We start from the raw sequence: 23141 nt of genomic DNA, 5'->3' as shown, positions 1-23141 counted from the left end.
ACAGCTTCCATAGATCAAACCTTGAGATGAAACCTGCATGAGCACCGCCCGCTATCGAGCCTTTATCGCCGTGGCCCAGCAAGGCAGCCTGAGCGCGGCGGCCCGCGCCCTGGGCGTCAGCCAGCCCACGGTCTCCAGCCAGATAGCCACGCTGGAGCGGCAAAGCCAGATCGAGCTCTTCCATCGCCAGGGCTATCGCATGACGCTCACCGGCGCCGGCCACAAGCTCATGACGCTGGCACAGAAGCTGCTGGCACTGGAGGCGGAAACAGAATTCTTTCTGCGCGACTCGGGCCAGCTCAACCAGGGCGAGCTCAAGATCGGCGCCGTGGGGCCGTTTCACGTGATCGAGATGGTGGCGGCCTACAGCGCCCGCCATCCCGGCATGAAGCTGTCGATTCGCATGGGCAACTCGCAGCAGGTGCTGCACGATCTGGAGAACTACACCACCGATGTGGCGGTGCTGGCCGGTCTCTATGACAGGCCCGAGCTGCTGGTGCGCGAATACGCGCGTCACGCCATCATCCTGTTTGCCCATATCGACCATCCGCTGGCAAGGCGCGAGCAAGTCGAGTTGGGCGAGCTGCACGGCCTGCCGCTCTTGCTTCGTGAGCAAGGCTCGACCACGCGCACCGCTATCGAGAAAGCGCTGCAGGCAGCCGGCGTGAAGCCCCGCACCCAGCTGGAGATCGGCAGCCGCGAAGCCATACGCGAGGCCGTGGCGCGCGGCCTGGGCATCGGCGCCGTGTCCGAAGCCGAATTCATCGCCGACCCGCGCTTCAGGCCCGTGCGCATTGCCGGCGACCCGGCCAGCACCACCACCTATGTCTATTGCATGAAGGAGCGCAGCGAAAGTCTGCTGGTGCGCTCCTTCCTCAAGGCCATTGAAGGCAGCGCGGCTCCCAATCTGCCTGTACTACTGACCGCTCCAAAACCCTTGATCGCTCCAACGGCCAAGAAGCTGGCGTAATTCGTCAAACCCTCTGCTCCCCTTGCGCCGAGAATTTTTTGACAGTGCTGCCCGGGCACCTCGGCCAGAACTCTCTCGCCGAGACGGTGCGGCGGCCCGTGGCGCAGGCACAGCGGTGGCTGCCGGGCAGTCAAAAAAACAGAGGAGACAATGATGAAACAAACCATGCTCTGGAGGGCCGTTGCTCTGGCAACCGGCCTGAGCCTGAGTGCAGCGACCATGGCGCAGCAAGCGCCCTGGCCCGTCAAGTCCATACGCCTGGTGGTGGGCGGCCCGGCCGGCGGCAATGCCGACTCGCTGGCACGCCTGTTGGCCGACGGCATGCAAAAGCAGCTGGGCAAGCCCGTGATTGTCGAATCCAAGTCCGGAGCGGCCGGCGTGCTGGCCGTCAACGACCTGCTCGCCAACGGCAAGGACGCCCACACGTTCTTGCTGATCCAGGGCGGCATAGTCAGCGAGACGCCGCTGGCCTACAAAGTCAGCTATCAGCCCTTCAAGGATCTGAAACCTCTGGCCCAGCTCAGCCGCAACGGTCTGGTGCTGATTGCCAACAAGGACTTCCCGGCCAGCAATCTGCAGCAACTCGGCGACTACGGCAAAAAGCAGGCCGACGGACTGGACTTTGCCTCGTATGCCACAGGCATGCGCGGCCATACCTCGGGCATGCTGCTGGGGCAGTTGCTCAATATCAAGATGAAGCACCTGGGCTACAAGGGCTCCCCTCCGGCACTCAGCGACCTGATGGGCGGCCATGTGCCGCTGATGATGGACGGGCTCACCACCGCCCTGCCGCTGATCAAGGCCGGCAAGGTCAAGCCGCTGGCCGTGAACTACCCTACGCGCATGGTCCAACTGCCCGATGTGCCCACTTTCAAGGAACTGGGCTACCCGCAACTGTCCGAAGTAAGCTGGTTCGGCGTCTGGTCGCGCCCGGATATCCCTGCCGATGTGCAGGCCAGGGTCAGAGAGATCGCGCTGCAGTATTTCAAGCAGCCCCAGGTCGAGGCCAGGCTCAGGGACATGGGCATGGAGTCGGGCACCGACGCGACCCCGGAAGCGCTGATGAACGAACTGCAGAAGGCCTATCAGCGCCAGCAGGCCTTGCTCAAGTCCATTGATTACCAAGCTCAGTAAACAGTTCAGGCGCCCAAAAGGCCGGAGTCACGCCAGATTCCGGCTTCTTGCAACCGGGTAGCTGCAGCTCGCTGCGTCGACCCGTTCCGAGTCGGCACGCAACGGACTGAGACGAAACATCAGAAAAGACTTTGCTGCGGCGACAGAAAGGAATGATGGTACTGATCGCAGTCCAGTTGCACGCGCTCACGGTTCAGCCCAAGCTTGCGGCAGGCCAGTGCAAAGCGTTGCGCCAGCATATCGGCCCAGGCGCCCGTTCCCTTCATGCGCTGGCCAAACCTGCTGTTGTAGACCTTGCCGTCGGCTCTGCCCGCTTCGCTGATCCCATGCAGATCCTGCACCCGCTCCATCACGCGTTGGGCGCGCTCGGGATAGTGCAGCGTCAGCCATTCATTGAACAACGGAGCCACTTCCCACGGCAGACGCAGCACTGCATAAAAAGCCTGTCTTGCACCGGCCTCGCTGGCTGCGGCCAGCACCTGCTCCATATCGTCGTTCAGGAACGGAATCTGCGGTGCCAGGCTGACGCCCACGGGTATGCCTGCCTCGCTCAGAGTCCGAATCATGCGCAGCCGCCGATGCGGTGCGGCGGCGCGTGGTTCCAGCTGCCGGGCCAGCTCGGGCTGCAAGGTGGTCAGCGTCACATAAACGGCCACCAGATGCTGCTGTGCCAGCGGCACCAGCAAATCAAGGTCGCGCTCGATGCCGCTGCCCTTGGTGACGATGGAAAACGGATGCCTGGCCTGCGCCAGGACCTCTATCACGCGGCGCGTCAACCCGACTTCGCGCTCCACAGGCTGGTAGCAGTCCGTGACCGAGCCGAGCATGATGGGGGCGGCCACATGGCTGGACCGGGATAACTCGGCGCGCAGCACCTCGGGCAGGTTCTGCTTGGCAATCAGCCGGGTTTCGAAATCCAGACCCGGCGAATAGCCCAGATAGCCATGCGTGGGCCGGGCATAGCAATAGATGCATCCGTGCTCGCATCCTCTATAGGGATTGAGCCCCAGATGAAAAGGCAGATCCGGCGATTCGTGGCGGCTCAGGGCTGATTTAGCCCGCTCCCACTCCAGATGGGTGCACCAGGTCTTGACCTCCTCACCCTCTTCGCTTCCTTCATCCTGTTCGGACTTGCCCCAGCCGTCATCGAAACCCTGGCGCAGCTCCCGTGCAAACCGGTGCGTGATCTGGCTGGCAGCCCCTCGCCCCTTGATGAGCCGCACCGGCACATCGGTCCGAATGGATTCCAGTCCAGAGGATGAGGAAAGTTTCTTCATAAAACAACTGTACATAAATACAGTTATTCATTGCAAGAAATGGGCACTAACCATGGCTGCATCCCGGTCAATACGGTGAGGGTTGATTGAGTCAGATCTGGATGAGAAATGACTGCGCCCATTGCTCTACAGGCTTAGCACGCTCCATTAACTAGAGCAAGTTCAAAGTCAATCCGCACTCAGTGAGTGCGAGATGGCTTGGCAGTTTGCGATTCAGCGCCGACAATCCCTTCAATGCACCAAGTTGGTGCCTTTCACTGAATGCCTTGGCCCGGACAACACCGTTGCCCGGGCTTTTGTCCGTTTGCGCAACGCAAAAGCGCCAACCACACCATCTCGCAAGGGAGTTACTACATGGAGCGCAAGCCCAATATCACTCTGTCCTCCTTGGACCTGGATCGCATTGAATCGCTGCTGGAAAAGAACAACAGCCAGTTCCCTGGCCGTGATGCACTGGAGGCGGAGCTGGACCGCGCGGATGTACTCGACCCCGCAGAAATACCCGCCAACGTGGTGACGATGAACTCCACCGTGCGCTTCACCATTCTCGAGATCGCCAAGACCAATACGCTGACACTGGTCTACCCCAAGGATATGGATGGCAGCGCCGACAAGGTCTCCATCTTTGCGCCGGTAGGCATCGCCCTGCTGGGCCTGTCAGTGGGCGATGAGTTCAAGATGCCCAGCCCTACCGGCCAGGTAACCGTGCGTGTGGATGCCATCGAGTTCCAGCCCGAAAGCGCGGGCGAGCTCCATCGCTGAACCGGCTCACCCAACAAAAAAGCAGCTCACCGGAGCTGCTTTTTTGTTGCCTGGATCAGACTCAGCGCAAGCCGGCCAGCATGGTGGTCAGCAGACCCGCGCCGATCAGGCCTGCCTGCCAGCGCAGGGCCTGACTCCATGACGAAACATGGCGCTCCACCAATTGATACAGCGCGTAGCCGGCAGTCAGTGAAAGCACAAAGGCAAACGGGATGCCCACCACGGCGGCGGTGACCGAACCGTGCCAGAAATGGTTGACCACTGCGTTGACCAGCAGGCAGATGGAAAAGTGAATCAGAAATACCGAGTAGGAAATCTCTCCCAGGCGACGCAGCGGCGCAAAACCCTGCCAGCGGGCAATGACCTCGGTACGCATGCAAACGATCAGCAGCATCGCGGTCACGCCGGCGAGAAAAATGCGGTCGCGCCACTCATAGACCAGCGCGCCGATGATCAGAGCAGCAATCAGCAGGCCCCAGCTCCAGGCCGTCAGGCGCTTGTCTGCCGCCACCGCCCAGAAGGCCATCATGCCGACGCCATAGGCGCCCATGAAATAAATCGCCCAGACATCCAGGTCTGCATCGAGATTGAAGCTCAGCAACGAAGCTGCCGTCCCCACGACCACCAGCCCCTGCATGCCAGTCACAGCCCAGGGCCACCAGCGCTTCATGGCCGTATCGCCCCAGCGTTTCAGCGCCCATTGCTGCAGCCAGCGCACTCCGGCCAGCAGCAGCACGGTCGCGGCGAACAGCTGAAAGTCTATGGACACATACCAGACGCCAGCCGACAGTGACTCCTCGCCCACAATGCCCTGCAGCAGCAAAGCATGGGCCATGAGCTGCCATAGATCGGGGTCGGCAGACACGGACTCGTGATCGAACCAGGGACGAATCGCCGCAGACACCACAATCGTCACCACCAGTGCCACGGCATAAGGCACGACCAGACGCACAAAGCGCTTGCCAATCTTGGACCAAGGTGAATCAAACCGCGCCAGACCCATGGGAGCCAGGCTGGCTGCAGCCAGAAAACCGCCGATCACCAGAAAGATCTGCACGGCCATACGGGCGTACTCATAGAGCCAGTCCAGCAGGTCGGGCATGACAGGGTGAGCCACATCGGACATGGGGCCGTAGAAAGCCAGGTGATGCCAGACGATGGCAGCACAAGCCAGCCCCTTGGTACAGTCGATCAGGGCACTGCGGGAATGAGAGGAAATAGAACTTTGAACCATCAGATCACGGCCGCCCGCAGCCCATGGGCTGCCCGGCAGCAGGGTGAGTTTGCCCGGCAACAGGCAACGTAAAGAAGCCGACTTAAAACAGGATGGCGATTTTGCGCCGATTCCCAACAATTTGCTGACAGCGTTGCAAGTTTTACGAAACATATCTGCGCGGGCTTCATGCGCCAAGCATGAACAAAACCAGAGCGATTGCACACCGGCTTGATTTCCCTGCCCCACTGAGAACCCCGGGCAAAGGCACAATGGAGGCCATGACGCAAGCCAAACCACTGTCGGAGCTGAGCCGACAATTTGTTTCGCATTTCGGCGAGATGGGCAGCCGCTGGGGCATCAATCGCACCGTGGGGCAGATCTATGCCCTGCTGTTCATTTCGCCCGAGCCGCTGAACGCAGACCAGATTGCCGACACGCTGGAATTCTCGCGCTCCAATGTGAGCATGGGGCTCAAGGAGCTGCAGGCCTGGCGGCTGGTTCAGCTGCGTCACCAACCCGGCGACCGGCGCGAATACTTCCAGGCACCCGAGGATGTCTGGGAAATCTTCAAGCGACTGGCCGAAGAGCGCCGCCGCCGCGAGATCGAGCCCACGCAGTCCATGCTGCGTGCCGCCATGATGGAAGAAGCCAGCACCGACGAAGAACGCTACGCCCAGCAACGCATGCGCGATATGCACGAGCTCATCGACAAGCTGATGAGCTGGTTTGACGATGTTCAGCGTCTGTCGCCAGAGACCGCCATGCAGCTCATGGGCATGGGCTCCGCCGTGACCCGACTGCTGGACCTGAAAGACAAGATTACCGGGCGAGGCAAGTCAGGCTCGGAAGCCTGACGCCGACAACTCAGGTGCTGGCCCTGGGCACCAGCCTGAAGCCCAGATCCACGATGGCCTCTCTGACGGTGTCCCCTGCCAGCAACTGCAGCAGCATGCTGGCAGCTTTTCTGCCCACTTCATCCCTGGGTGTATGGATGGTGGTCAGAGGCGGCACCATCTGATCACTGCCAGGCAGATCGTTGAACCCGGCGATCGCCACCTGCTGCGGCACCTTGACCCCCATGCGATTGGCCTCCAGCAATGCGCCTTGTGCAATGTCGTCATTGCAGAAAAAGATGGCATCCACCGTAGTCCGCGCCTTGAGAAGTGTCTCAAACTGCCTTGCACCCAGCGCCAGCGATGAACGCTCGGGATTGAGAATCTCCAGGCTCTGGTCATACAGGCCGGCCTGTTTGAGCACCTGCCGATAACCTTCCAGGCGCTGCATGACACGCGCGTCGAGCTGGGCTCCGCAAAATGCGATGCGTCTGTATCCCTTGTCCAGCAGATGACGGGTCATCTCAGCGCCAGCTGCAATCTGAGAAAAACCTACGCTGTAGCAATCGGGGCCCGTGCCGGGCTCGCGCAACTCCATGAGATGCACGCGCGGCACGGGATTGACAGCCAATAATTTCCGCGACTCTTCGCTGTGATCAAACCCGGTCAGCAACAGCCCGGCAGGTCGCATGGGCAGATAGGCCCGCAGCAACTGCTCTTCCTCCGCAGGGTCGTAGTGGGTCACGCCGATCAGCATGTGATAGCCCTGGGCAAACAGCACCTTGTGCACAGCCTCCAGGACCTCCACAAACAAGGTGTTGGAGAGCATGGGTACCAGTACCAGCACCTGGGTGCTTTTTTGCGAGGCCAGTGCACGCGCTGCCAGATCGGGCACATAACCCAGAGAATCCGCAACCTCGCGCACTTTGTCGACCAGGGCAGCAGCTACTCTACGCTCTCCGCGCAAGGCTCTGGAGACCGTCATCGGACTCACGCCCGCAGCCTGTGCCACATCGCTGAGGGTGACACGCCCGCTGGCACGAGATCGCCTTGAAGAAGCGCTGTCGGCCGGGGTTTCACTCTTGGTACGGGTCTCGGGAGGCAAGGGAATCTCCTAATCAGATGCCTGAAGTTTTTTGAGTATGATAGCGCTATCCGGACTTGAAATGAAGTCTGTAAAAGCAGCTTGATGAAAGCACTGACTTGCCTTCGACCAAGGTCTGAAGCCAATCTCAGAAAGCAGCAGGCTGCTCATTTTTTAACCACATCGGATAGCGCTATCCAAAAATGATTCAAAGCAAGATCCAGCCTCAGGGCACCATGTCGGCACTCGTCGTCATGGGTGTTTCCGGCTGCGGCAAATCGAGCGCAGGAGAAGCCATCGCCCGTCAACTGGGGTGGACCTTGGTGGAAGGCGACAGCTACCACTCCCCCCAGAGTGTGGCCAAGATGCAGGCCGGCATTGCCCTGACGGATGCCGACCGCGAAGGCTGGCTGGAACGCCTGGCGCAGCGACTGGCTCAGGCAGATGCCGAACACGGCCTGGTACTGACCTGCTCGGCGCTCAAGCGCAAGTACCGCGACCAGTTGCGCAGCGCCCAGCAGCTGGGTTTTGTGTTTCTCGATCTCGACTATGCCACGGCCCTGGAACGCGTCCAGACCCGACCCGGGCATTTCTTCTCGCCCGACCTGGTAGCCAATCAGTTCACGACGCTGGAAGACCCGCGTCAGGAGCCCGATGTTCTGACCGTCAGCGCCACCATGAATCTCAACGACATCGCGCTCGCGGCCCGGCAATGGGCAAGGCGCGAATCCCAAGCATAAAGACAGCAGGAGACAGCCAATGTCTGAAGATCGCAAAGAGGCACAGGGCCGCAAGCCATGGCTCAAGCGCCTGGCCGAAGGCCTGATGGTGCTGGCCCTGGCCGGCATGGTGGTTGCCGTTTTCGTCAACGTGGTGCTGCGCTACGTTTTCCACACCAGCATCGTCTCCTATGAGGAGATCTCGCGCCTGCTGTTTGTGTGGCTGGTGGCCATCGGCGCCATCGTGGCGGCTTTCGAAGGCGCCCATCTGGGCTTCGACATGGTGACATCGCGGGTCGGCCCGATCACCCGCAAAGTCCTGTTCTGGGTCTCGCAACTGCTGATCGGCGCCTGCATGGCCCTGCTGCTGTGGGGCTCCTGGGAGCAGGTCATTGCCGGCTGGAGCAGCTACAGCACCGTGCTGGGCTATCCCCTGGCTCTGGGCGCAGCGGCGACGCTGGTGCTGGCCATAGGCATGCTGCTGGTCGTGGTGCGCGACATGCTGCGCGGCACCCCGTCCGAATCTTCTGAAACCAGCGTGGAGTAAGGAGAGCGCAATGGTCGTTACCCTGATTTTTCTCGCCGTGCTGATAGGTGGCATGGTGATCGGCATGCCGATTGCGCATGCATTGATACTCACCGGTGTTGCACTGATGTGGCACCTGGACTTTTTCGACACCCAGCTGCTCGCGCAGAACCTGCAAGCCGGGTTCGACAATTTCCCGCTGCTGGCCGTGCCATTCTTCATCCTGGCAGGTGAGCTGATGAATGCCGGCGGCCTGTCGCGCCGCATCATCGATCTGGCCCGCGCCTTTGTCGGTCATATCCCGGGGGGCCTCGGTTACGTGGCCATCGGCGCAGCCGTGCTGCTGGCCTCGATGAGCGGATCGGCCATTGCCGACACCGCCGCGCTGGCCACCATCTTGCTGCCGATGATGCGCGACCAGAAGTATCCCGACAGCTACAGCGCCGGCCTGCTGGCGTCGGGCGGCATCATCGCCCCCATCATTCCGCCTTCGATGCCGTTCGTGATCTACGGCGTCACCACCAACACCTCCATCAGCAAGCTGTTTCTCTCGGGCGTCGTTCCCGGCCTGTTCATGGGCGGTTTTCTGATTGCCGCCTGGTGGTTCATCGCGCGCAAATACCAGCTGACCTCGGGTGAACGCGTGAGCTGGGGCCTGCGCCTCAAGGCACTGGCCAAGAGCTTCTGGGCCATGATGATGCCTGTCATCATTCTGGGCGGCCTCAAGGGCGGCGTCTTCACGCCGACAGAAGCCGCAGTGGTGGCCGCGGTCTACGCGCTGTTCGTGTCCATGGTGGTCTATCGGGAGATGAGCTGGAGCAGGCTCTACGAAGTCTTTCTGGGCGCATCCAAGACCACCGCCGTGGTGATGTTCCTCTGCGGAGCGGCCACTGTGACCGCCTACATGATCACGCTCGCCGACCTGCCCAATATGCTGGCCGACAGCTTCTCGGGTCTGCTGGATCAGCCCATGCTCTTCATGGCCGTGATGATGCTCTTCCTGCTCGTGGTCGGCACCGCCATGGATCTGACCCCGACCATTCTGATCTTCGGTCCGGTCTGCGCGCCGCTGGCCGTCAAGGCCGGCATCGATCCCGTGTACTTCGGCTTCATGTTCATCTATGTGGGCTGTATCGGCCTGATCACCCCTCCGGTGGGCACGGTGCAGAACGTGGTGGCCGGGGTCGGCAGGCTGCGCATGGAGACCGTGATCAAGGGCACGAATCCCTTCCTGATGGTTTATGTGCTGCTGGCCGTGCTCTTCGTGATCTTCCCTCAGCTGGTCACGGGTCCGCTCAAATGGATGCACTGAGAACGGCATTCCATTCATGAAAGATCTTAAGTTCATAGCATGGTGCGCACTTCAGTCAAGCGCATCACGGCAGTTCCAATTTCATCAAAGGGCCCAGGCCCAATCAAGCAAGGAGACGGGTATGCGTATCAAATTTGCAGTCGCGGGCCTCACGGCAATGTTGCTGGCCGCCGGTGCCGTTCAGGCGCAGGACTTCAAGCCCCGCCTGGTGCGGTTCGGCTACGGCCTGGTGGAAGACTCCAACCAGGGTCGTGCCGTGCGCATGTTCGCCAAGGAAGTGGAAAAGGCCAGCGGTGGCAAGATGAAGGTCCGCGCCATCGGCAACGCATCCCTGGGCTCGGACACGCAGATGCAGCAGGCCCTGATCGGCGGCGCCCAGGAAATGATGGTCGGCTCCACCGCCACGCTGGTGGGCCTGTCGCCCGAAATGGCGATCTGGGACACCCCTTTTCTGTTTGCCAACACCAAGGAGGCCGATGCCGTGCTGGACGGCCCCGTGGGAGAGAAAGTCAAGGCCACTCTGGAGCCCAAGGGCATGGTGGGTCTGGTCTATTGGGAAAATGGATTTCGCAATCTGACCAACAACAAGCGCCCCATCACCAAGCTGGAAGATCTTCAGGACGTGAAGCTGCGCGTGATGCAGAACAATGTCTTCCTGGACAGCTTCAAGACCCTGGGCGCCAATGCCGTTCCCCTGCCCTTCTCCGAGCTGTTCACGGCGCTGGAAACCAAGGCCGTGGACGGTCAGGAAAACCCCTTCAACACGGTGCTGTCGAGCAAGTTCTATGAAGTGCAGAAGTACCTGACCGTCTCCAACCATGTCTACAGCCCCTGGATCGTGACGGTCAGCAAGAAGTGGTGGGACACGCTGAGCCCTGCCGAGAAGAAGGTGCTGCAGGATGCTGCGATCAAGAGCCGTGAATTCGAGCGCAAGGATACGCGCGAAGAAGCCGCCAAGGCCCTGGCCGAGATCAAGACCAAGGGCATGCAGGTCAACGAACTGCCAGCCGCCGAAGCAGGCCGCATGCGCGACAAGCTCGGCACCGTCAATGCCGGCATTGCCAAGTCCGTGGGTCAAGGTACCTGGGACTCTGTGCAGGCAGCCGTCAAGCAAGCTCGCGCCAAATAAGCGCCCAACCATGGAGCCATGCCCCGGGCATGGCTCTGACTCATTCCAAGACAATGCCTGCGCCCCAAGCACAGGCATTGCTGCCCAAGGACTTTCATCATGGCACTTCACCCCGTTCTGGACCAGGTGACGCGGCGCATCCAGGAGCGCAGCCGCGCCAGCCGCTCCGACTATCTGGCACAGGTCGATGCCATGGCCGCGCGCCCTCCGCAAGTACGCACCATGGGCTGCGCCAATGTGGCCCACGCCTTTGCGGCTCTGCCCGGCACGGACAAGATTCGCATCGTTGAGGAAAAAGGCCCCAATGTCGGCATCGTCACGGCCTATAACGATGTGCTCTCCGCCCATGCGCCGTTTGCGCATTACCCCGATATTCTGAAAGACGAAGCCCGGCGCAACGGCGCAACGGCCCAGGTGGCCGGCGGTGTACCTGCCATGTGCGACGGCGTGACCCAGGGCATGCCGGGCATGGAGCTGAGCCTGTTCAGCCGCGACACGATTGCCATGTCCACCGCCGTGGCTCTCACGCATGACACTTTCGATGCGGCCCTGATGCTGGGCGTCTGCGACAAGATCGTTCCCGGCCTGCTGATCGGCGCCCTGCACTTCGGCCACCTGCCCATGGTGTTCGTGCCTGCCGGACCCATGACTTCGGGCCTGTCCAACAGCGACAAGGCCAAGGTACGCGAGCAGGCGGCGCAGGGCCTGGTCGGCCGGCAGGAGCTGCTCGCGGCAGAAAACGCGGCCTACCATGATCAGGGCACCTGCACCTTCTACGGAACGGCCAACAGCAATCAGATGCTGCTCGAAGCCATGGGCCTGCATGTTCCCGGCACAGCCTTCATCAACCCCGCCGACGCAGAGCGTGAACTGCTCACGCGCGAAGCCATGCGTACCGTGCTGTCCATCACCCGGGGCCGGCGCTTTGCCCCCATAGGGCATGTCGTGGACGAGCGCTGCATCGTCAACGCCATGGTGGCCCTGCTGGCGACCGGCGGCTCCACCAATCACCTGATCCACTGGGTGGCCGTGGCCCGAGCTGCCGGAATCGTCATCGACTGGGATGACTTCGAGCAGCTGTCTGCGGTAGTTCCCCTGCTGGCCCGCGTCTACCCCAATGGCAGCGCCGATGTGAATCAGTTCCAGGCCGCAGGCGGCCCTGGTTACGTGATCGCCCAGCTGCTGCAGGCCGGACTCATGCATGGCGATGTGCTCACGGTGAGGCCCGAGGGGCTGGCTGCCTTCGGGCGCATCCCCCATGTCGAAAACCATCAACTGCAATGGCGGGATGCGGGCATCTCCGGCGATGACACTGTTCTGCGCCCTGCCAGCCGCCCCTTCAGCCCTACGGGCGGCTTGAAGCTTCTCAAAGGCAATCTTGGCCGCAGTGTCATCAAGATCAGCGCCGTACCTGAAGATCGCCACGCACTGCGGGCACCGGCATGGGTCTTTGATTCGCAGGATGAATTGCAGGCGGCCTTCAAATCCGGTGCGCTGGAGCAGGCCTGCCAGACCAATGGCTTCAATGGCGTCGTCTGCGTAGTGCGCTGGCAGGGTCCGCAGGCCAATGGCATGCCCGAGCTGCACAAGCTCACCCCTCCGCTGGCCGTGCTGCAAGGCAAGGGCTATGTCGTGGCCCTGGTCACCGACGGCCGCATGAGCGGTGCATCGGGCAAGGTTCCGGCGGCCATCCATGTCAGTCCCGAAGCACTGGCAGGCGGCCCGCTGGCCAAGGTGCAAAGCGGCGACATCATCGTGCTCGATGCCCCCACCGGCCTGCTGCAAGCCGAGCTGACGGATGCCGAATGGGCTGCCAGGCCGCTGGCCATCATGCCGACAGCGTTGCAGCAAGCCAATCACCGCGGCCTGGGCCGTGAACTGTTTGCCGGATTCCGGCGCAATGCGCTGAGCGCAGAAGAAGGAGCTTGCACATGGCTGCTCAAATGACCGCCTTGTCCATCATGCAGGATGCACCGGTGATTCCGGTCATCGTGCTGCACAACGCAGAGCATGCAGTGCCCATGGCCAAAGCACTGCTGGCCGGCGGCATCAGGGCTCTGGAGGTCACGCTGCGCACGCCTCAGGGCCTGGCCTGCATAGAGGCCATCGCCAAGCAACTGCCCGAAGCCATCGTCGGTGCGGGCACCGTGCGCAATGCAGCCGATGCCGCGGCGGCTGCTCGGGCCGGCGCAAGATTTGCCGTCAGTCCTGGCTATACCAGCAAGCTGGGCCAGGCCTGCCGCGATCTGAACCTGCCGCTGCTGCCCGGTGTCGCAACCAGCAGCGAAATCATGATGGCTCAGGAAGACGGTTTTACCGAGCTCAAGTTCTTCCCCGCCGTGCAGTCGGGCGGCATCCAGATGCTGAAGGCCTGGCAAGGTCCGTTCGGAGAGCTGCGTTTCTGCCCCACGGGCGGCATCTCGCCCGGCAACGCAGCGGAGTTTCTGGCGCTGTCCAATGTGGTCTGCGTGGGCGGCTCCTGGCTGGTCCCCGCCAGTGCAGTGGAGAGTGGCAACTGGTCACTCATCACCGAGCTGGCTCAGGCCACGCAGGCGTTGAGAAGCTCTCGCACGGCCTGAGCAAGACAAGGCCTCATCCATAAAAAAAGCCCGGTCAGCTCCAAGCCGACCGGGCTTTTCCATGTCTTGGCGACTCAGACATCCGGCAGCGACTTGGTTCGCTCCAGAAGCTTGCGACGCGTTGCCTCGTCATCCATCAACTCGAACCAGATCGCATTGAGCACGGCAAAGGCTGCTGCCAGCGGCAGACCCAGCAACCAGGCGAAATACCACATAAGTTTCCTTTCATTCGGCCCATCCAATGCATGGGCCAACAATATTCGAACCGCCCCTCACACAGAAGGAAGAACGCAGCATGGCGTCCGAGGGGCGTCCCATCTCAATACGAGTGGCCCTGACCGGTCACGATGGCCTTCACGTCCACCTTGCCTCGCAGCACCGAGTACACCCAGCTGGTATAGGCCAGGATCAAGGGCAGGAAGATCAGCACGCAGACCAGCATGATGAACAGCACAACATGGCTGGAAGACGAGTCCCAGACCGTCAGACTGAAGCGCGGATCAATGCTGGAAGGCAGGATCATGGGGAACATGGCAGCGCCCACGGTCAGGATGATTCCGGCAATCGCCAGGCCGCTTGCCAGCAGCGCCAGCCACTCGCGACGGCTGCGCAAGCCGATGGCCACGATCAGCGGCATAAGCAGGCCGATACCGGGCACCAGCCAGAGCAAGGGATAGGACTTGAAGTTGGCCATCCATGCACCGGCAGCCACGGCTGCGGTCTTGTTCAAGGGGTTGGAGGGACCGACGGGGTTGATCTCGCTGGTAATCACATAGCCGTTGATGCCTGTAGCCAGCCACAGGCCGGCAGCCGCAAACAGCACGGTGGTCAGCACGGCAATCCATGTGCCGTACCTGGCGGCGCGGCTGGCGACTTCTCCATCGGTCTTGAACATCAGCCAGGCCGCACCGTGCATGAGCAGCATGGACAGCGAGACCAGACCGCACAGCAATGCGAAAGGCGTGAGCAGACCGAAGAAGCTGCCGTCATAGTAAATGCGCATATCGTCACCCAGACGAAATGGCACGCCGAGGATCACATTGCCCACTGCCACGCCGAACAGCAGCGCTGGCACCAGACCCGTGATGCACAGCACCCAGTCCCAGCGATTGCGCCAGGCCGCATCCTCATGCTTGCTGCGGAACTTGAACGCCACGGGGCGCAGGATCAGCGGCACCAGCACGGCAAACATGGCCAGGTAAAAGCCCGAAAAGGACACGGCGTAAAGCTGGGGCCAGGCCGCAAAGATGGCGCCGCCACCCAGAATCAGCCACACCTGATTGCCTTCCCACACGGGGCCGACGGAGTTGATGGCCGTGCGGCGCTCGACATCGGTCTTGGCCGTGGCGCGCAGCAGGCCCATGGCGCCGAGGTCAAAGCCGTCGGTGACGGCAAAGCCCACCAGCAGCACGCCGAGCAGCAGCCACCAGATGAGGCGCAGCACGTCATATGAAATCAGTTCATGCAAGATCATTTGGTTGCTCCTCTCAGCTTTGGCCGCGTGCCAGCTTCTTGATCATGGGTTCGTAGAGGCTGAGGTGAGGTTCGCTCTCATGCTCGGGGCCCTTCTTGATGGCCTTGACCATCAGCTTGAGCTCGATAACCAGCAGCACGGTGTAGATCAGCACGAAGCCGGCTATGGTCAGCAACAGCGTCTTCGCGCCCAGATTGGAAACCGCCATGGCCGTGGGCAGCACGCCTTCGATGATCCAGGGCTGACGACCCAGCTCGGCCACCACCCAGCCACATTCGGCGGCGATCCAGGGCAGCGGAATCGAGAACACGGCAACTTTGAGCAGCCAGGGGTAGGCCTCAAGCCTATGGCGGGCAGCCAGCCAGAAGAAGGTGCCGGTCAGTACGATGAAGAACATGCCCAAGGCCACCATGATGCGGAAGGTCCAGAACAGCGGACCGACCGGCGGCACTGTATCCATTGCCGCCTGGTGGATCTGTGCTTCGGTCGCCTTGCGTGGGTCATCCACATAGCGCATCAGCAGCAGGGCGTAACCCAGATTGGCGCCATTGTTCTCAAAGCGCAGACGTGCCTCGGCGGGAATCTCGGCATCGGTCCTGGCCTTGCGAATGGTCTGCAGCGCGTCATAGGCGTCGATACCGTTGCGGATATTGCCCTCCGCACTCTTGACCAATTCGTTGATGCCGGGAATTTGGGTGTCCAGCGAACGCGTACCGATCAGGCCCATGACCCATGGGATGTGCACGGCAAAGTGGGTCTCGCGCGCCTCGCGGTCGGGGAAACCAAAGGCCGTGAAGGAAGCTGGTGCGGGCTCGGTCTCCCACATGGCTTCGATCGACGCCAGCTTCATCTTCTGGTGTTCGGATGACAGATAGCCGGACTCATCGCCCAGCACCACCACCGACAGCGAAGCAGCCAGACCAAAGGATGCGGCCACCGTCATCGAGCGCTTGGCCAGATGGATATGACGACCCTTGAGCAGATACCAGGCCGAAATACCCAGCACGAACAGCGAGGCCATGACATAACCCGCCGACACCGTGTGCACAAACTTGGCCTGCGCCACGGGATTGGTGAGCACGGCAAAGAAGTCATTCACTTCCATGCGCATGGTCTGGGGGTTGAAAGTAGCACCCACGGGGTTCTGCATCCAGCCATTGGCGACCAGAATCCATAGCGCCGAGAAGTTGGTGCCTATGGCCATCAGGCAGGTGACGATCAGGTGCTTGACCTTGGAGAGGCGATCCCAGCCAAAGAAGAACAGGCCGACAAAGGTCGCCTCCATGAAGAAGGCCATCAAACCCTCGATCGCCAGCGGTGCACCAAAGATGTCGCCCACATAGTGGCTGTAGTAGCTCCAGTTCATGCCGAACTGGAACTCCATCACCACGCCGGTGGCCACACCCATGGCGAAGTTGATGCCGAACAGCACGCCCCAGAACTTGGTCATGTCGCGCCAGATGGCTCGTCCGGTCATCACATACACCGTTTCCATGATGGCAACGAGTATGGACAGGCCCAGTGTCAGCGGCACAAACAGAAAGTGGTAGAGCGCCGTTATCGCAAACTGCAGTCGCGATAAATCGACGATATCGAGGTCCATGGTCAGGTCCTTTCTCTCGGTACTTCAAAAATCAATCGGAAAAACATATGGACTGCGGTGCAACAGCACCCAGCGCATCGGGTCGCAGCCTTGCCATCAGCTGCTCAAACTCTGGGGTGCCGCGCAGGGCCTGCGCTCTCACCTGTCCTGCCTGCAGATACACGATGCGATCGGCGAGGCTCGCCTCACGCTGCCAATGCGTGGCAAAAATCAGCGTTCGCGCGCCGCTCTCAGCCGCCTGCACCAACCGCTTCAGCACATCGGCAGCAGTGACGGCATCCAGTCCCTCGGTCACCTCATCAAGCAGCCAGCAGCGGTCTGGGCTCAGCAGCAGTCTGGCCAGTGCCAGCCGGCGCGACTGGCCTCCGGACAGACCCTGACCGCCTTCACCCAGCATGGTGTCCAGCCCCTGTGGCAGGGCCATGACGTCGCTTCTGAGACCTGCAGCCTGCAGGACGTCCCACAGCTGCTCATCGTCGGCCTTGGCATCGGCAAGCCTCAGGTTGTTGCGCAGGCTGTCCTGAAAAAGCTCGGTTCTCTGTGTCATCCAGCTGCAGCCGCGGGCCTGAACCACGCCTTCGTCCGGCTGCAGCTCACCCGCCATCAAATGCAGCAAGCTGGTCTTGCCTGCGCCGCTGCTGCCAATCAGCGCCACGCGCTCGCCTTGGCGCACGTTCAGGTCTATCGGACCCAATTGACGCAGTCGGACAGACTGCAGGCTGACGGCCAGCTTCTGCACAGGCTGCTGCGGACTCTCTGCCACTTCGGCCTTGGCCGCCAGCGGTGGAGCCAGCCTGCGCAGCGCCAGCCAGGTACGCCCGGCCTGTTCTGCCCCTCTGCGCAGAGCTGCAAACGGCTCCATTGCCGACAGTGCCAGCAAAATACCCAGCGCAGCAACCGGCGCGCTGATGCGGCCCTGCTCCATCAACCAGGCCATCAACAGCACGGATGCGCTCAAGGTAATGGCCGACACCGCACCATAAGCCTGGGCGGCAGCCGCTTCGGATTGATAAAGCCGCTCATCGGCCAGGGCGCAGCGCGCATCGCTATGCAGCACTTGCTGCACCTGGGCAGGCAACTGGCCTGCCATCAGCAGCTCGGTCTGGCCTGCAACCAGATCCACGGTTTGGGCACGCATGGCCTCCAGTGCCATGGCACGGCGTACGGCAGCCTTGCGGCTGCGCAAACCATGCCACAGGGCGATGCCCCAGCCAGTCAGCAGCAGCCACGCCAGGGTCAACAGGCCCAGCCACCAGCGCATGAATCCGTAGGCCAGAGCCGCCAGCAAGGCAGCGCCCAGCGCCGCTACGGCGGGCACCAGCAGGCGCAGATAAAGATTGTCCAGGGCATCCACATCGGAGGTCAGACGCTGCAACAGCCTTGCCGGGCGCTGCAGCAGCAGGCGGGCGGCCTGCGGGCGAGCCCAGCTCAGGAACAGTCTCTGGCGCAAAGCGGCCAGCACGGCCAGCGTGGCATCATGGGTCACCAGGCGCTCGGCATAGCGGGCACCGGTACGGCCCACGGCCAGCAAGCGAATGCCGGCCGACGGCATGAACACATCGAACACCAGGGCCGTGGCAGGCACCAGCCCGGCCAGTGCCGTGGCCGTGATGAACCAGCCCGACAAGCCCAGCAATGCCATGCCCATCAGCACCGTAAGCGCTGCCAGGGCTGCACCTCCCAGCCAGAGATTGCGCGGCGCCATCTGGCCCAGCAGCTTCAGCATCTCGCGCATTGAAATGGTTTGCATCTTCATGGCTGCGGCTCCCGCGCCGGTCGCAGCAGCGGCAACTCGATCACGCGATCCATGGCAGCGGCCAGCTGTGCATCGTGGGTGGCGACCAACATGGTGCGCCCCCTGGCCAGATGGCGCAGAGACTGTGTGATCTGGGCTGCTGTCTCGGGATCGAGATGAGCAGTAGGTTCATCGACCAGCAGCAGTCCGGCCTGTGTCTGCGCGGCCATACGTGCCAGAGCCAAACGTACCACCTCGCCACCGGAAAGGCCTGCGCCGCCCTCACCCAGGCTTGCGCCGGGGCGATGCGCCAGGGCCTCATCAAGTGCCGCCAGCTGCGTAGCTTCGGCAATCTGTTCAGGTCCTACAGAACGTCGCTCCAGCGCAATATTGCGCGCGGCCGAGCCTGCAAAGACATGGGGCAACTGACCCAGCCAGGCCATGCGCCGGCGCAGCTGGGTAGCACTGCCGCCATCAAGCGTTTGCCGGCCGACTTCGATACGGCCTTGCTGTACCGGCAAAAGGCCGGCAATCTGCGCCAGCAGCACGGACTTGCCGCTGCCGCTGGGACTCCACAGCGCCACATGCTCGCCAGCCTGTATGTGCAAAGACAGCGGCGCGAGGCTGGAGTCACTGCCTGGCACCTGAACCTTGAGTTCCGAAACGCTTACGGACACAGGCTGGCCAGGCCATGACTGCTCATCGACCGGAGATGCTTCAGCGGCATGCTGCGCACCGACAACCTGCATGGACTGCGCCTGCATGCTCTGCAAGGTCTGCAGTGCGGCCTCGCCCGCAGCTCTGTCATGCCAGACGGCCGAGAGATCGCGCAAAGGCTCGAAAAATGCCGGCGCCAGCAGCAGCACAAACATGGCCTGGCCCAGACCGAGCTTGTCGCCCCAGGCGCCGAAATTCAGCGTGCCCAGCAGGTGAAAACCTATATAGACGGCCACCATGGCCACGCCCAGTGCCGAGAAAAGCTCCAGCACCGCAGAAGACAGAAAGGCAATGCGCAGCACGCGCATGGTGCGGGTGCGCAGGTCTTCGGCATGGTCACGCAGCCGCTGGCCCGTCAGCTCCACGGCATGCAGAGCACGCAGCGTGCTCAGGCCGCGCAGGCGGTCCAGCAAGAAAGCGTTCATATGACCGAGCTGCAGCATCTGCTCTTCGCTGGCCGCCTTGGCACGCCAGCCCACGATCGCCATGAAAAGCGGAATCAGCGGCGCGGCAACCATCAAAATCAGAGCAGCGACCCATGACTGCAAGGCCACGGCAGCCAAAATCACCAAGGGCAGCAAACGCACACGCCACATCGCGCTCTGGTAACGCGCCAGCCACGGAACAATGGCCTCGGCCTGCTCGGCCATGGCACTGGCGGCCTGGCCGGAAGCTGGGCGGCTCTTGTCCAGCGGCGATGTCTGAGCCAGCGACTGCGCCACCCGGGCGCGCAAGCTGCTGAGCTGCGCACGCGCTGCACGGTTGGCCAGCATGCCGCCATGGCCTTCTGCCCAGGCTCGCAGCAAGCCCAGCAACAACACGCCAGCCGCCATGGGCCAGACGGCCGCCATGCCCTGACCGTTGGCCATGAGTTGCACAGCCCAGGCCAGCAAGGCTGCCTGCGGCAGCCATATCAGCCCGGCAAGCACCTGCCACACAGCTCCCGCGCTGGGGCGACGGATGACGCTCGCCAACTCGGCATGTGCTGTATCGACCTGATTGTCGGTGGAGGAAGAAGGGGTGTGTTGCATTTCTCAATTTTCAGTATTTACTGAAATTAACGGAATACTACTCTTCTTTTGACAATCATCATGACTTGATATGCAAAAGCCAATTGCAGGACCAGGCCTACATTGATACGCATCAACTTCGAAGCGATTTAACAAGGGTTAACCCTTGAGCAAGTCGTACTTGAGCAACATCAAGCGAGCAAGCCGCCCATAAAAAACGGCGTCCGAAGACGCCGTTGGCACAGAAGACAGTGAACTGCCTCAGGCAACCAGCAGGCTTGCCTTGGCTTCGGCGTACTCACGCTTGAGGCGAGCCACCAGCTCCGCCGTGGACTGCACCTTGTCAATGGCACCGATACCCTGGCCACAACCCCAGATATCCTTCCAGGCCTTTTGCGCACCACCGCCAAAATTCATCTTGCTGGGGTCGGATTCGGGCAGGTTTTCCGGATCCAGACCGGCCGCACGAATCGAAGGTGCCAGATAGTTGCCATGCACGCCTGTGAACAGATTGCTGTAGACCACGTCGTCGGAGCTGCCCTCGACGATCGCCTGCTTGTAGGCTTCTACGGCGCGCGCCTCGTCGGTGGCAATGAAGGCCGATCCGATATAGGCAAAGTCCGCACCCATGGCCTGGGCCGCGAGAACCGCCCCCCCCCGTGGCAATCGAGCCGGACAGCGCCAGAGGGCCGTCAAACCATTGACGAATTTCCTGCACCAGGGCAAATGGACTCTTCACACCCGCATGGCCGCCAGCACCGGCTGCCACGGCGATCAGGCCATCGGCACCTTTTTCAATGGCCTTGCGAGCAAACTTGTTGTTGATGATGTCGTGCAGCACCACACCGCCCCAGCCATGCACGGCCTGATTCACATCTTCACGCGCGCCCAGGCTGGTGATGATGATGGGCACCTTGTACTTGGCGCAGACCTGCATGTCGTGCTCGAGACGGTCATTGCTCTTGTGCACGATCTGATTGATGGCGAATGGTGCCGAAGGGCGATCGGGATGGGCCTTGTCCCAGGCCGCCAGAGTCTCGGTGATCTCTGCCAGCCAGTCCTCCAGCTGCTCGGCCGGGCGGGCATTGAGAGAAGGCATGGAGCCGACGATACCGGCCTTGCACTGCTCGATGACAAGCTTGGGATTGCTGATGATGAAAAGCGGCGAGCCGATGACAGGCAGAGCCAGCTTTTTGAGGGCGGGTGGCAGATTGGACATATGTTGTCTCCTTCTTCGTTTTATAAATAAAAAGGGCTGTAGCGTTTGTTCCAAATACGCAGGCAGCTCTTATTTCAGAAGCAGTTCGAAGGACGGCTCACTGTTTGCACCCCTGTGCCGACGGTGAAGCCGTCCGACTGGCCTTTGGCCAGTTTCGCCTGCCATCGCGCCACTCCCTGTCCCCAGGGCAACAGTTTTTGCCTTCTCTGTGCACGGAGGATCATCGTGATGGGCGCAGCCGCAAAAAAGGCCTGAGCGCGGTGCTGCGTCAGGCCTTGGTTTCTTACTGCGTCACACGCCCGGCGGCATTGACGATGGACAGGTCCACATATTTGGATCCCACTTGACCGGGCTTGAAGTTCACCCAATAGCCACCCAGGTCATAAGACTCCAGTCCGCGCAAGGCGGCACTCATTTTTTCCGGCGTCACCGGCTGGCTGCGACGCATGGCCTCCACGATGACTTTGGCATTCACAAAGCCTTCCATCATCGCAAAGCTCACCGGAACGTCCAGGGACTTGCCCGCAGCAATCGTCGCGTCGCGAAACTCCTTGTTGAGCTTGCCCGAGACCTTGTAGGGACTGGGCACCACCTGGGCAATCGACAGACCGCTCATGTACTCCACAGGAAGACGCTTGGCCAACTGCTCGATATCGGCCTCGGCCGTGGCATAGACCTGGGCGGTACCGCCCTCCATACGATATGCCTCGACAAATGCCGCCGTGGCAGGGCTGGAAGCCACCAACAGAATGGCTTGAGGCGAAGTCTTCGCAGCCTGCAGCTCCTGCACAGCCTTGTCCGAGCCACCTCGGCTCTTGAGCATGGCCGATGCGACCAGCTTGGCCCCGCTGGGGTTCACGGCCTTGGTCACCAAGGCCGTCAGCTCCTGTGCATCGGGTCGCTCCTCGAACACCAACGCCAGCCGCGTGATGCCTACGGTGGCCAGATGGGTGGAAATCTTTGCGATCTGCTCGACAAGCCCTGCACGCGTGGAGAACATCTGGGGTGATGCCAGCACACGGGTGTCCGTGCTTTGATAACCCACCAGCGGAATCTGCGAGCCATCCAGAGCCTTGCTCTCCAGCAAGGCCGAGAGATTGCGATTGCCGAAATAGCCTGCCAGCACCACGGGCTTGGATTCGCTCAGCAGCTTGCGCGTCTTGGTCACGGTCTCTTCGGGATGGCCCACATCATCGAGCACGGCCAGCTCCACAGACTGGCCCTGCACACCTCCAGCCTTGTTGACCTGGTCAAAGTACAGACGCATGCCCTGCGCATAGGCCCGCCCCTGACTGGCTTCAGCCCCCGACATCGGGGCCACCTGCCCTACCGTCCAGGCCTGTGCCACCAAAACAGCACCTGCACACATGGCAACCAAACCGGCTCGCGCCAACACCCAATGCTTGCGATTCATTCAGAGTCTCCCTCTCCATCAATGCAGTGGGTCTGAAGCGCCCATGCAGCTGCCGAATTATTGTTGATGACCTGACCTGTACGAGCCAGGCGCCCATGGAAAAAGAGGGGCTTGAAGCCCCTCTTTTGATGTGCGCCAAATTACAGCGCGTTGACCAGTTCGGGCACGGCCGTGAACAGATCGGCTTCCAGACCGTAATCGGCCACCGAGAAGATCGGTGCTTCGGGGTCCTTGTTGATCGCCACGATCACCTTGGAATCCTTCATCCCCGCCAGATGCTGGATCGCGCCCGAGATGCCACAGGCGATGTACAGCTGGGGCGCCACGATCTTGCCCGTCTGGCCCACTTGCAGGTCGTTGGGCGCGTAGCCCGCATCAACGGCCGCACGGCTGGCACCGATGGCCGCACCCAGCTTGTCGGCCAGGGG

20 protein-coding genes and 1 pseudogene are annotated in these 23141 nt (G+C 61.6%); 10 read left to right on the top strand and 11 right to left on the bottom strand.

Annotated elements, in window-relative coordinates:
- The first annotated feature begins 37 nt into the window (after positions 1-37).
- Complete coding sequence (locus tag V8Z78_RS23465; protein ID WP_003063623.1) at positions 38-970, top strand: LysR substrate-binding domain-containing protein; 933 nt, start codon at positions 38-40, stop codon at positions 968-970.
- Between the two features lie 153 nt (positions 971-1123).
- A complete protein-coding gene (locus V8Z78_RS23460; RefSeq protein WP_349732253.1) occupies positions 1124-2104 on the top strand; it encodes a Bug family tripartite tricarboxylate transporter substrate binding protein in 981 nt (326 codons plus the stop codon).
- 119 nt (positions 2105-2223) lie between these two features.
- Here the strand turns inward: V8Z78_RS23460 and V8Z78_RS23455 are convergent, their stop codons facing one another.
- Positions 2224-3381, bottom strand: coding sequence for a PA0069 family radical SAM protein (locus V8Z78_RS23455; protein WP_349732252.1), 1158 nt, complete (start codon positions 3379-3381; stop codon positions 2224-2226).
- A gap of 354 nt (positions 3382-3735) precedes the next feature.
- Here V8Z78_RS23455 and rnk point away from each other — a divergent pair, with 354 nt between their 5' ends.
- Complete coding sequence (gene rnk / locus V8Z78_RS23450) at positions 3736-4143, top strand: nucleoside diphosphate kinase regulator (protein ID WP_003063629.1); 408 nt, start codon at positions 3736-3738, stop codon at positions 4141-4143.
- Between the two features lie 61 nt (positions 4144-4204).
- Here the strand turns inward: rnk and V8Z78_RS23445 are convergent, their stop codons facing one another.
- A complete protein-coding gene (locus tag V8Z78_RS23445) occupies positions 4205-5377 on the bottom strand; it encodes an acyltransferase family protein (protein WP_314352473.1) in 1173 nt (390 codons plus the stop codon).
- A gap of 251 nt (positions 5378-5628) precedes the next feature.
- Between V8Z78_RS23445 and V8Z78_RS23440 the strand changes: the two genes are divergently transcribed.
- Positions 5629-6213 (top strand): GbsR/MarR family transcriptional regulator, encoded by a 585-nt coding sequence (locus V8Z78_RS23440; RefSeq protein WP_003053080.1) that lies wholly within the window; start codon positions 5629-5631, stop codon positions 6211-6213.
- Between the two features lie 10 nt (positions 6214-6223).
- On the opposite strand, the gene gntR is transcribed toward V8Z78_RS23440, so the two are convergent.
- Positions 6224-7297 carry an HTH-type transcriptional regulator GntR gene (gntR, locus tag V8Z78_RS23435; RefSeq protein WP_349732251.1) on the bottom strand — a complete coding sequence of 358 codons (1074 nt, stop codon included), beginning with the start codon at positions 7295-7297 and terminating at the stop codon, positions 6224-6226.
- 182 nt (positions 7298-7479) lie between these two features.
- Here gntR and V8Z78_RS23430 point away from each other — a divergent pair, with 182 nt between their 5' ends.
- The 6 genes from V8Z78_RS23430 (at position 7480) to eda (ending at position 13541) form a co-directional block, all read left to right on the top strand.
- Positions 7480-8016, top strand: a complete 537-nt coding sequence (locus tag V8Z78_RS23430; protein WP_003065728.1) for a gluconokinase — start codon at positions 7480-7482, stop codon at positions 8014-8016.
- 19 nt (positions 8017-8035) lie between these two features.
- Positions 8036-8542, top strand: a complete 507-nt coding sequence (locus V8Z78_RS23425; RefSeq protein WP_003065731.1) for a TRAP transporter small permease — start codon at positions 8036-8038, stop codon at positions 8540-8542.
- Between the two features lie 10 nt (positions 8543-8552).
- Positions 8553-9833, top strand: a complete 1281-nt coding sequence (locus V8Z78_RS23420; protein ID WP_012839281.1) for a TRAP transporter large permease — start codon at positions 8553-8555, stop codon at positions 9831-9833.
- 121 nt (positions 9834-9954) lie between these two features.
- A complete protein-coding gene (locus tag V8Z78_RS23415) occupies positions 9955-10962 on the top strand; it encodes a TRAP transporter substrate-binding protein (RefSeq protein ID WP_003065736.1) in 1008 nt (335 codons plus the stop codon).
- A gap of 99 nt (positions 10963-11061) precedes the next feature.
- A complete protein-coding gene (gene edd, locus V8Z78_RS23410; RefSeq protein ID WP_057092840.1) occupies positions 11062-12909 on the top strand; it encodes a phosphogluconate dehydratase in 1848 nt (615 codons plus the stop codon).
- Positions 12894-13541, top strand: a complete 648-nt coding sequence (gene eda / locus V8Z78_RS23405; RefSeq protein ID WP_349732250.1) for a bifunctional 4-hydroxy-2-oxoglutarate aldolase/2-dehydro-3-deoxy-phosphogluconate aldolase — start codon at positions 12894-12896, stop codon at positions 13539-13541. Before edd ends, eda begins: the two co-directional genes overlap by 16 nt.
- A gap of 74 nt (positions 13542-13615) precedes the next feature.
- Here the strand turns inward: eda and cydX are convergent, their stop codons facing one another.
- From cydX to V8Z78_RS23365, 8 genes and pseudogenes are all read right to left on the bottom strand, one after another.
- Complete coding sequence (gene cydX, locus V8Z78_RS23400; RefSeq protein WP_349732249.1) at positions 13616-13756, bottom strand: cytochrome bd-I oxidase subunit CydX; 141 nt, start codon at positions 13754-13756, stop codon at positions 13616-13618.
- 104 nt (positions 13757-13860) lie between these two features.
- Positions 13861-15015, bottom strand: a complete 1155-nt coding sequence (gene cydB, locus V8Z78_RS23395) for a cytochrome d ubiquinol oxidase subunit II (protein WP_349732248.1) — start codon at positions 15013-15015, stop codon at positions 13861-13863.
- Positions 15016-15028: 13 nt separating this feature from the next.
- Positions 15029-16618 carry a cytochrome ubiquinol oxidase subunit I gene (locus tag V8Z78_RS23390; protein ID WP_003065743.1) on the bottom strand — a complete coding sequence of 530 codons (1590 nt, stop codon included), beginning with the start codon at positions 16616-16618 and terminating at the stop codon, positions 15029-15031.
- A 31-nt stretch (positions 16619-16649) separates the two neighbouring features.
- Entirely contained in the window at positions 16650-18374 is a 1725-nt protein-coding gene (locus V8Z78_RS23385) for an amino acid ABC transporter ATP-binding/permease protein (RefSeq protein ID WP_349732247.1), read from the bottom strand.
- Entirely contained in the window at positions 18371-20101 is a 1731-nt protein-coding gene (cydD, locus tag V8Z78_RS23380) for a thiol reductant ABC exporter subunit CydD (RefSeq protein WP_349732246.1), read from the bottom strand. The genes V8Z78_RS23385 and cydD overlap by 4 nt, the downstream gene beginning before the upstream one ends.
- A gap of 240 nt (positions 20102-20341) precedes the next feature.
- A pseudogene (locus V8Z78_RS23375) lies at positions 20342-21299 on the bottom strand (NAD(P)H-dependent flavin oxidoreductase).
- A gap of 283 nt (positions 21300-21582) precedes the next feature.
- The gene (locus tag V8Z78_RS23370; protein WP_039050670.1) at positions 21583-22713 is read right to left on the bottom strand and encodes an ABC transporter substrate-binding protein; all 1131 of its coding nucleotides are present in this window, start codon (positions 22711-22713) and stop codon (positions 21583-21585) included.
- A gap of 140 nt (positions 22714-22853) precedes the next feature.
- Positions 22854-23141, bottom strand: a 288-nt coding sequence (locus V8Z78_RS23365) for an electron transfer flavoprotein subunit alpha/FixB family protein (protein ID WP_349732245.1), incomplete at its 5' end; no start/stop codon positions are given.

It is taken from the genome of Comamonas sp. wu1-DMT, assembly GCF_040187805.1.
Taxonomy (GTDB): domain Bacteria; phylum Pseudomonadota; class Gammaproteobacteria; order Burkholderiales; family Burkholderiaceae_C; genus Comamonas; species Comamonas thiooxydans.
This window is presented reverse-complemented; position numbering and strand designations above follow the sequence as displayed.

Bases quoted from the DNA above. Each gene is read 5' to 3' on its own strand.
- V8Z78_RS23465 (WP_003063623.1), top strand. From the start codon at position 38: ATGAGCACCGCCCGCTATCGAGCCTTTATCGCCGTGGCCCAGCAAGGC.
- V8Z78_RS23460 (WP_349732253.1), top strand. From the start codon at position 1,124: ATGAAACAAACCATGCTCTGGAGGGCCGTTGCTCTGGCAACCGGCCTG.
- V8Z78_RS23455 (WP_349732252.1), bottom strand. From the start codon at position 3,381: ATGAAGAAACTTTCCTCATCCTCTGGACTGGAATCCATTCGGACCGAT.
- rnk (WP_003063629.1), top strand. From the start codon at position 3,736: ATGGAGCGCAAGCCCAATATCACTCTGTCCTCCTTGGACCTGGATCGC.
- V8Z78_RS23445 (WP_314352473.1), bottom strand. From the start codon at position 5,377: ATGGTTCAAAGTTCTATTTCCTCTCATTCCCGCAGTGCCCTGATCGAC.
- V8Z78_RS23440 (WP_003053080.1), top strand. From the start codon at position 5,629: ATGGAGGCCATGACGCAAGCCAAACCACTGTCGGAGCTGAGCCGACAA.
- V8Z78_RS23430 (WP_003065728.1), top strand. From the start codon at position 7,480: ATGATTCAAAGCAAGATCCAGCCTCAGGGCACCATGTCGGCACTCGTC.
- V8Z78_RS23425 (WP_003065731.1), top strand. From the start codon at position 8,036: ATGTCTGAAGATCGCAAAGAGGCACAGGGCCGCAAGCCATGGCTCAAG.
- V8Z78_RS23420 (WP_012839281.1), top strand. From the start codon at position 8,553: ATGGTCGTTACCCTGATTTTTCTCGCCGTGCTGATAGGTGGCATGGTG.
- V8Z78_RS23415 (WP_003065736.1), top strand. From the start codon at position 9,955: ATGCGTATCAAATTTGCAGTCGCGGGCCTCACGGCAATGTTGCTGGCC.
- edd (WP_057092840.1), top strand. From the start codon at position 11,062: ATGGCACTTCACCCCGTTCTGGACCAGGTGACGCGGCGCATCCAGGAG.
- eda (WP_349732250.1), top strand. From the start codon at position 12,894: ATGGCTGCTCAAATGACCGCCTTGTCCATCATGCAGGATGCACCGGTG.
- cydX (WP_349732249.1), bottom strand. From the start codon at position 13,756: ATGTGGTATTTCGCCTGGTTGCTGGGTCTGCCGCTGGCAGCAGCCTTT.
- cydB (WP_349732248.1), bottom strand. From the start codon at position 15,015: ATGATCTTGCATGAACTGATTTCATATGACGTGCTGCGCCTCATCTGG.
- V8Z78_RS23390 (WP_003065743.1), bottom strand. From the start codon at position 16,618: ATGGACCTCGATATCGTCGATTTATCGCGACTGCAGTTTGCGATAACG.
- V8Z78_RS23385 (WP_349732247.1), bottom strand. From the start codon at position 18,374: ATGAAGATGCAAACCATTTCAATGCGCGAGATGCTGAAGCTGCTGGGC.
- cydD (WP_349732246.1), bottom strand. From the start codon at position 20,101: ATGCAACACACCCCTTCTTCCTCCACCGACAATCAGGTCGATACAGCA.
- V8Z78_RS23370 (WP_039050670.1), bottom strand. From the start codon at position 22,713: ATGAATCGCAAGCATTGGGTGTTGGCGCGAGCCGGTTTGGTTGCCATG.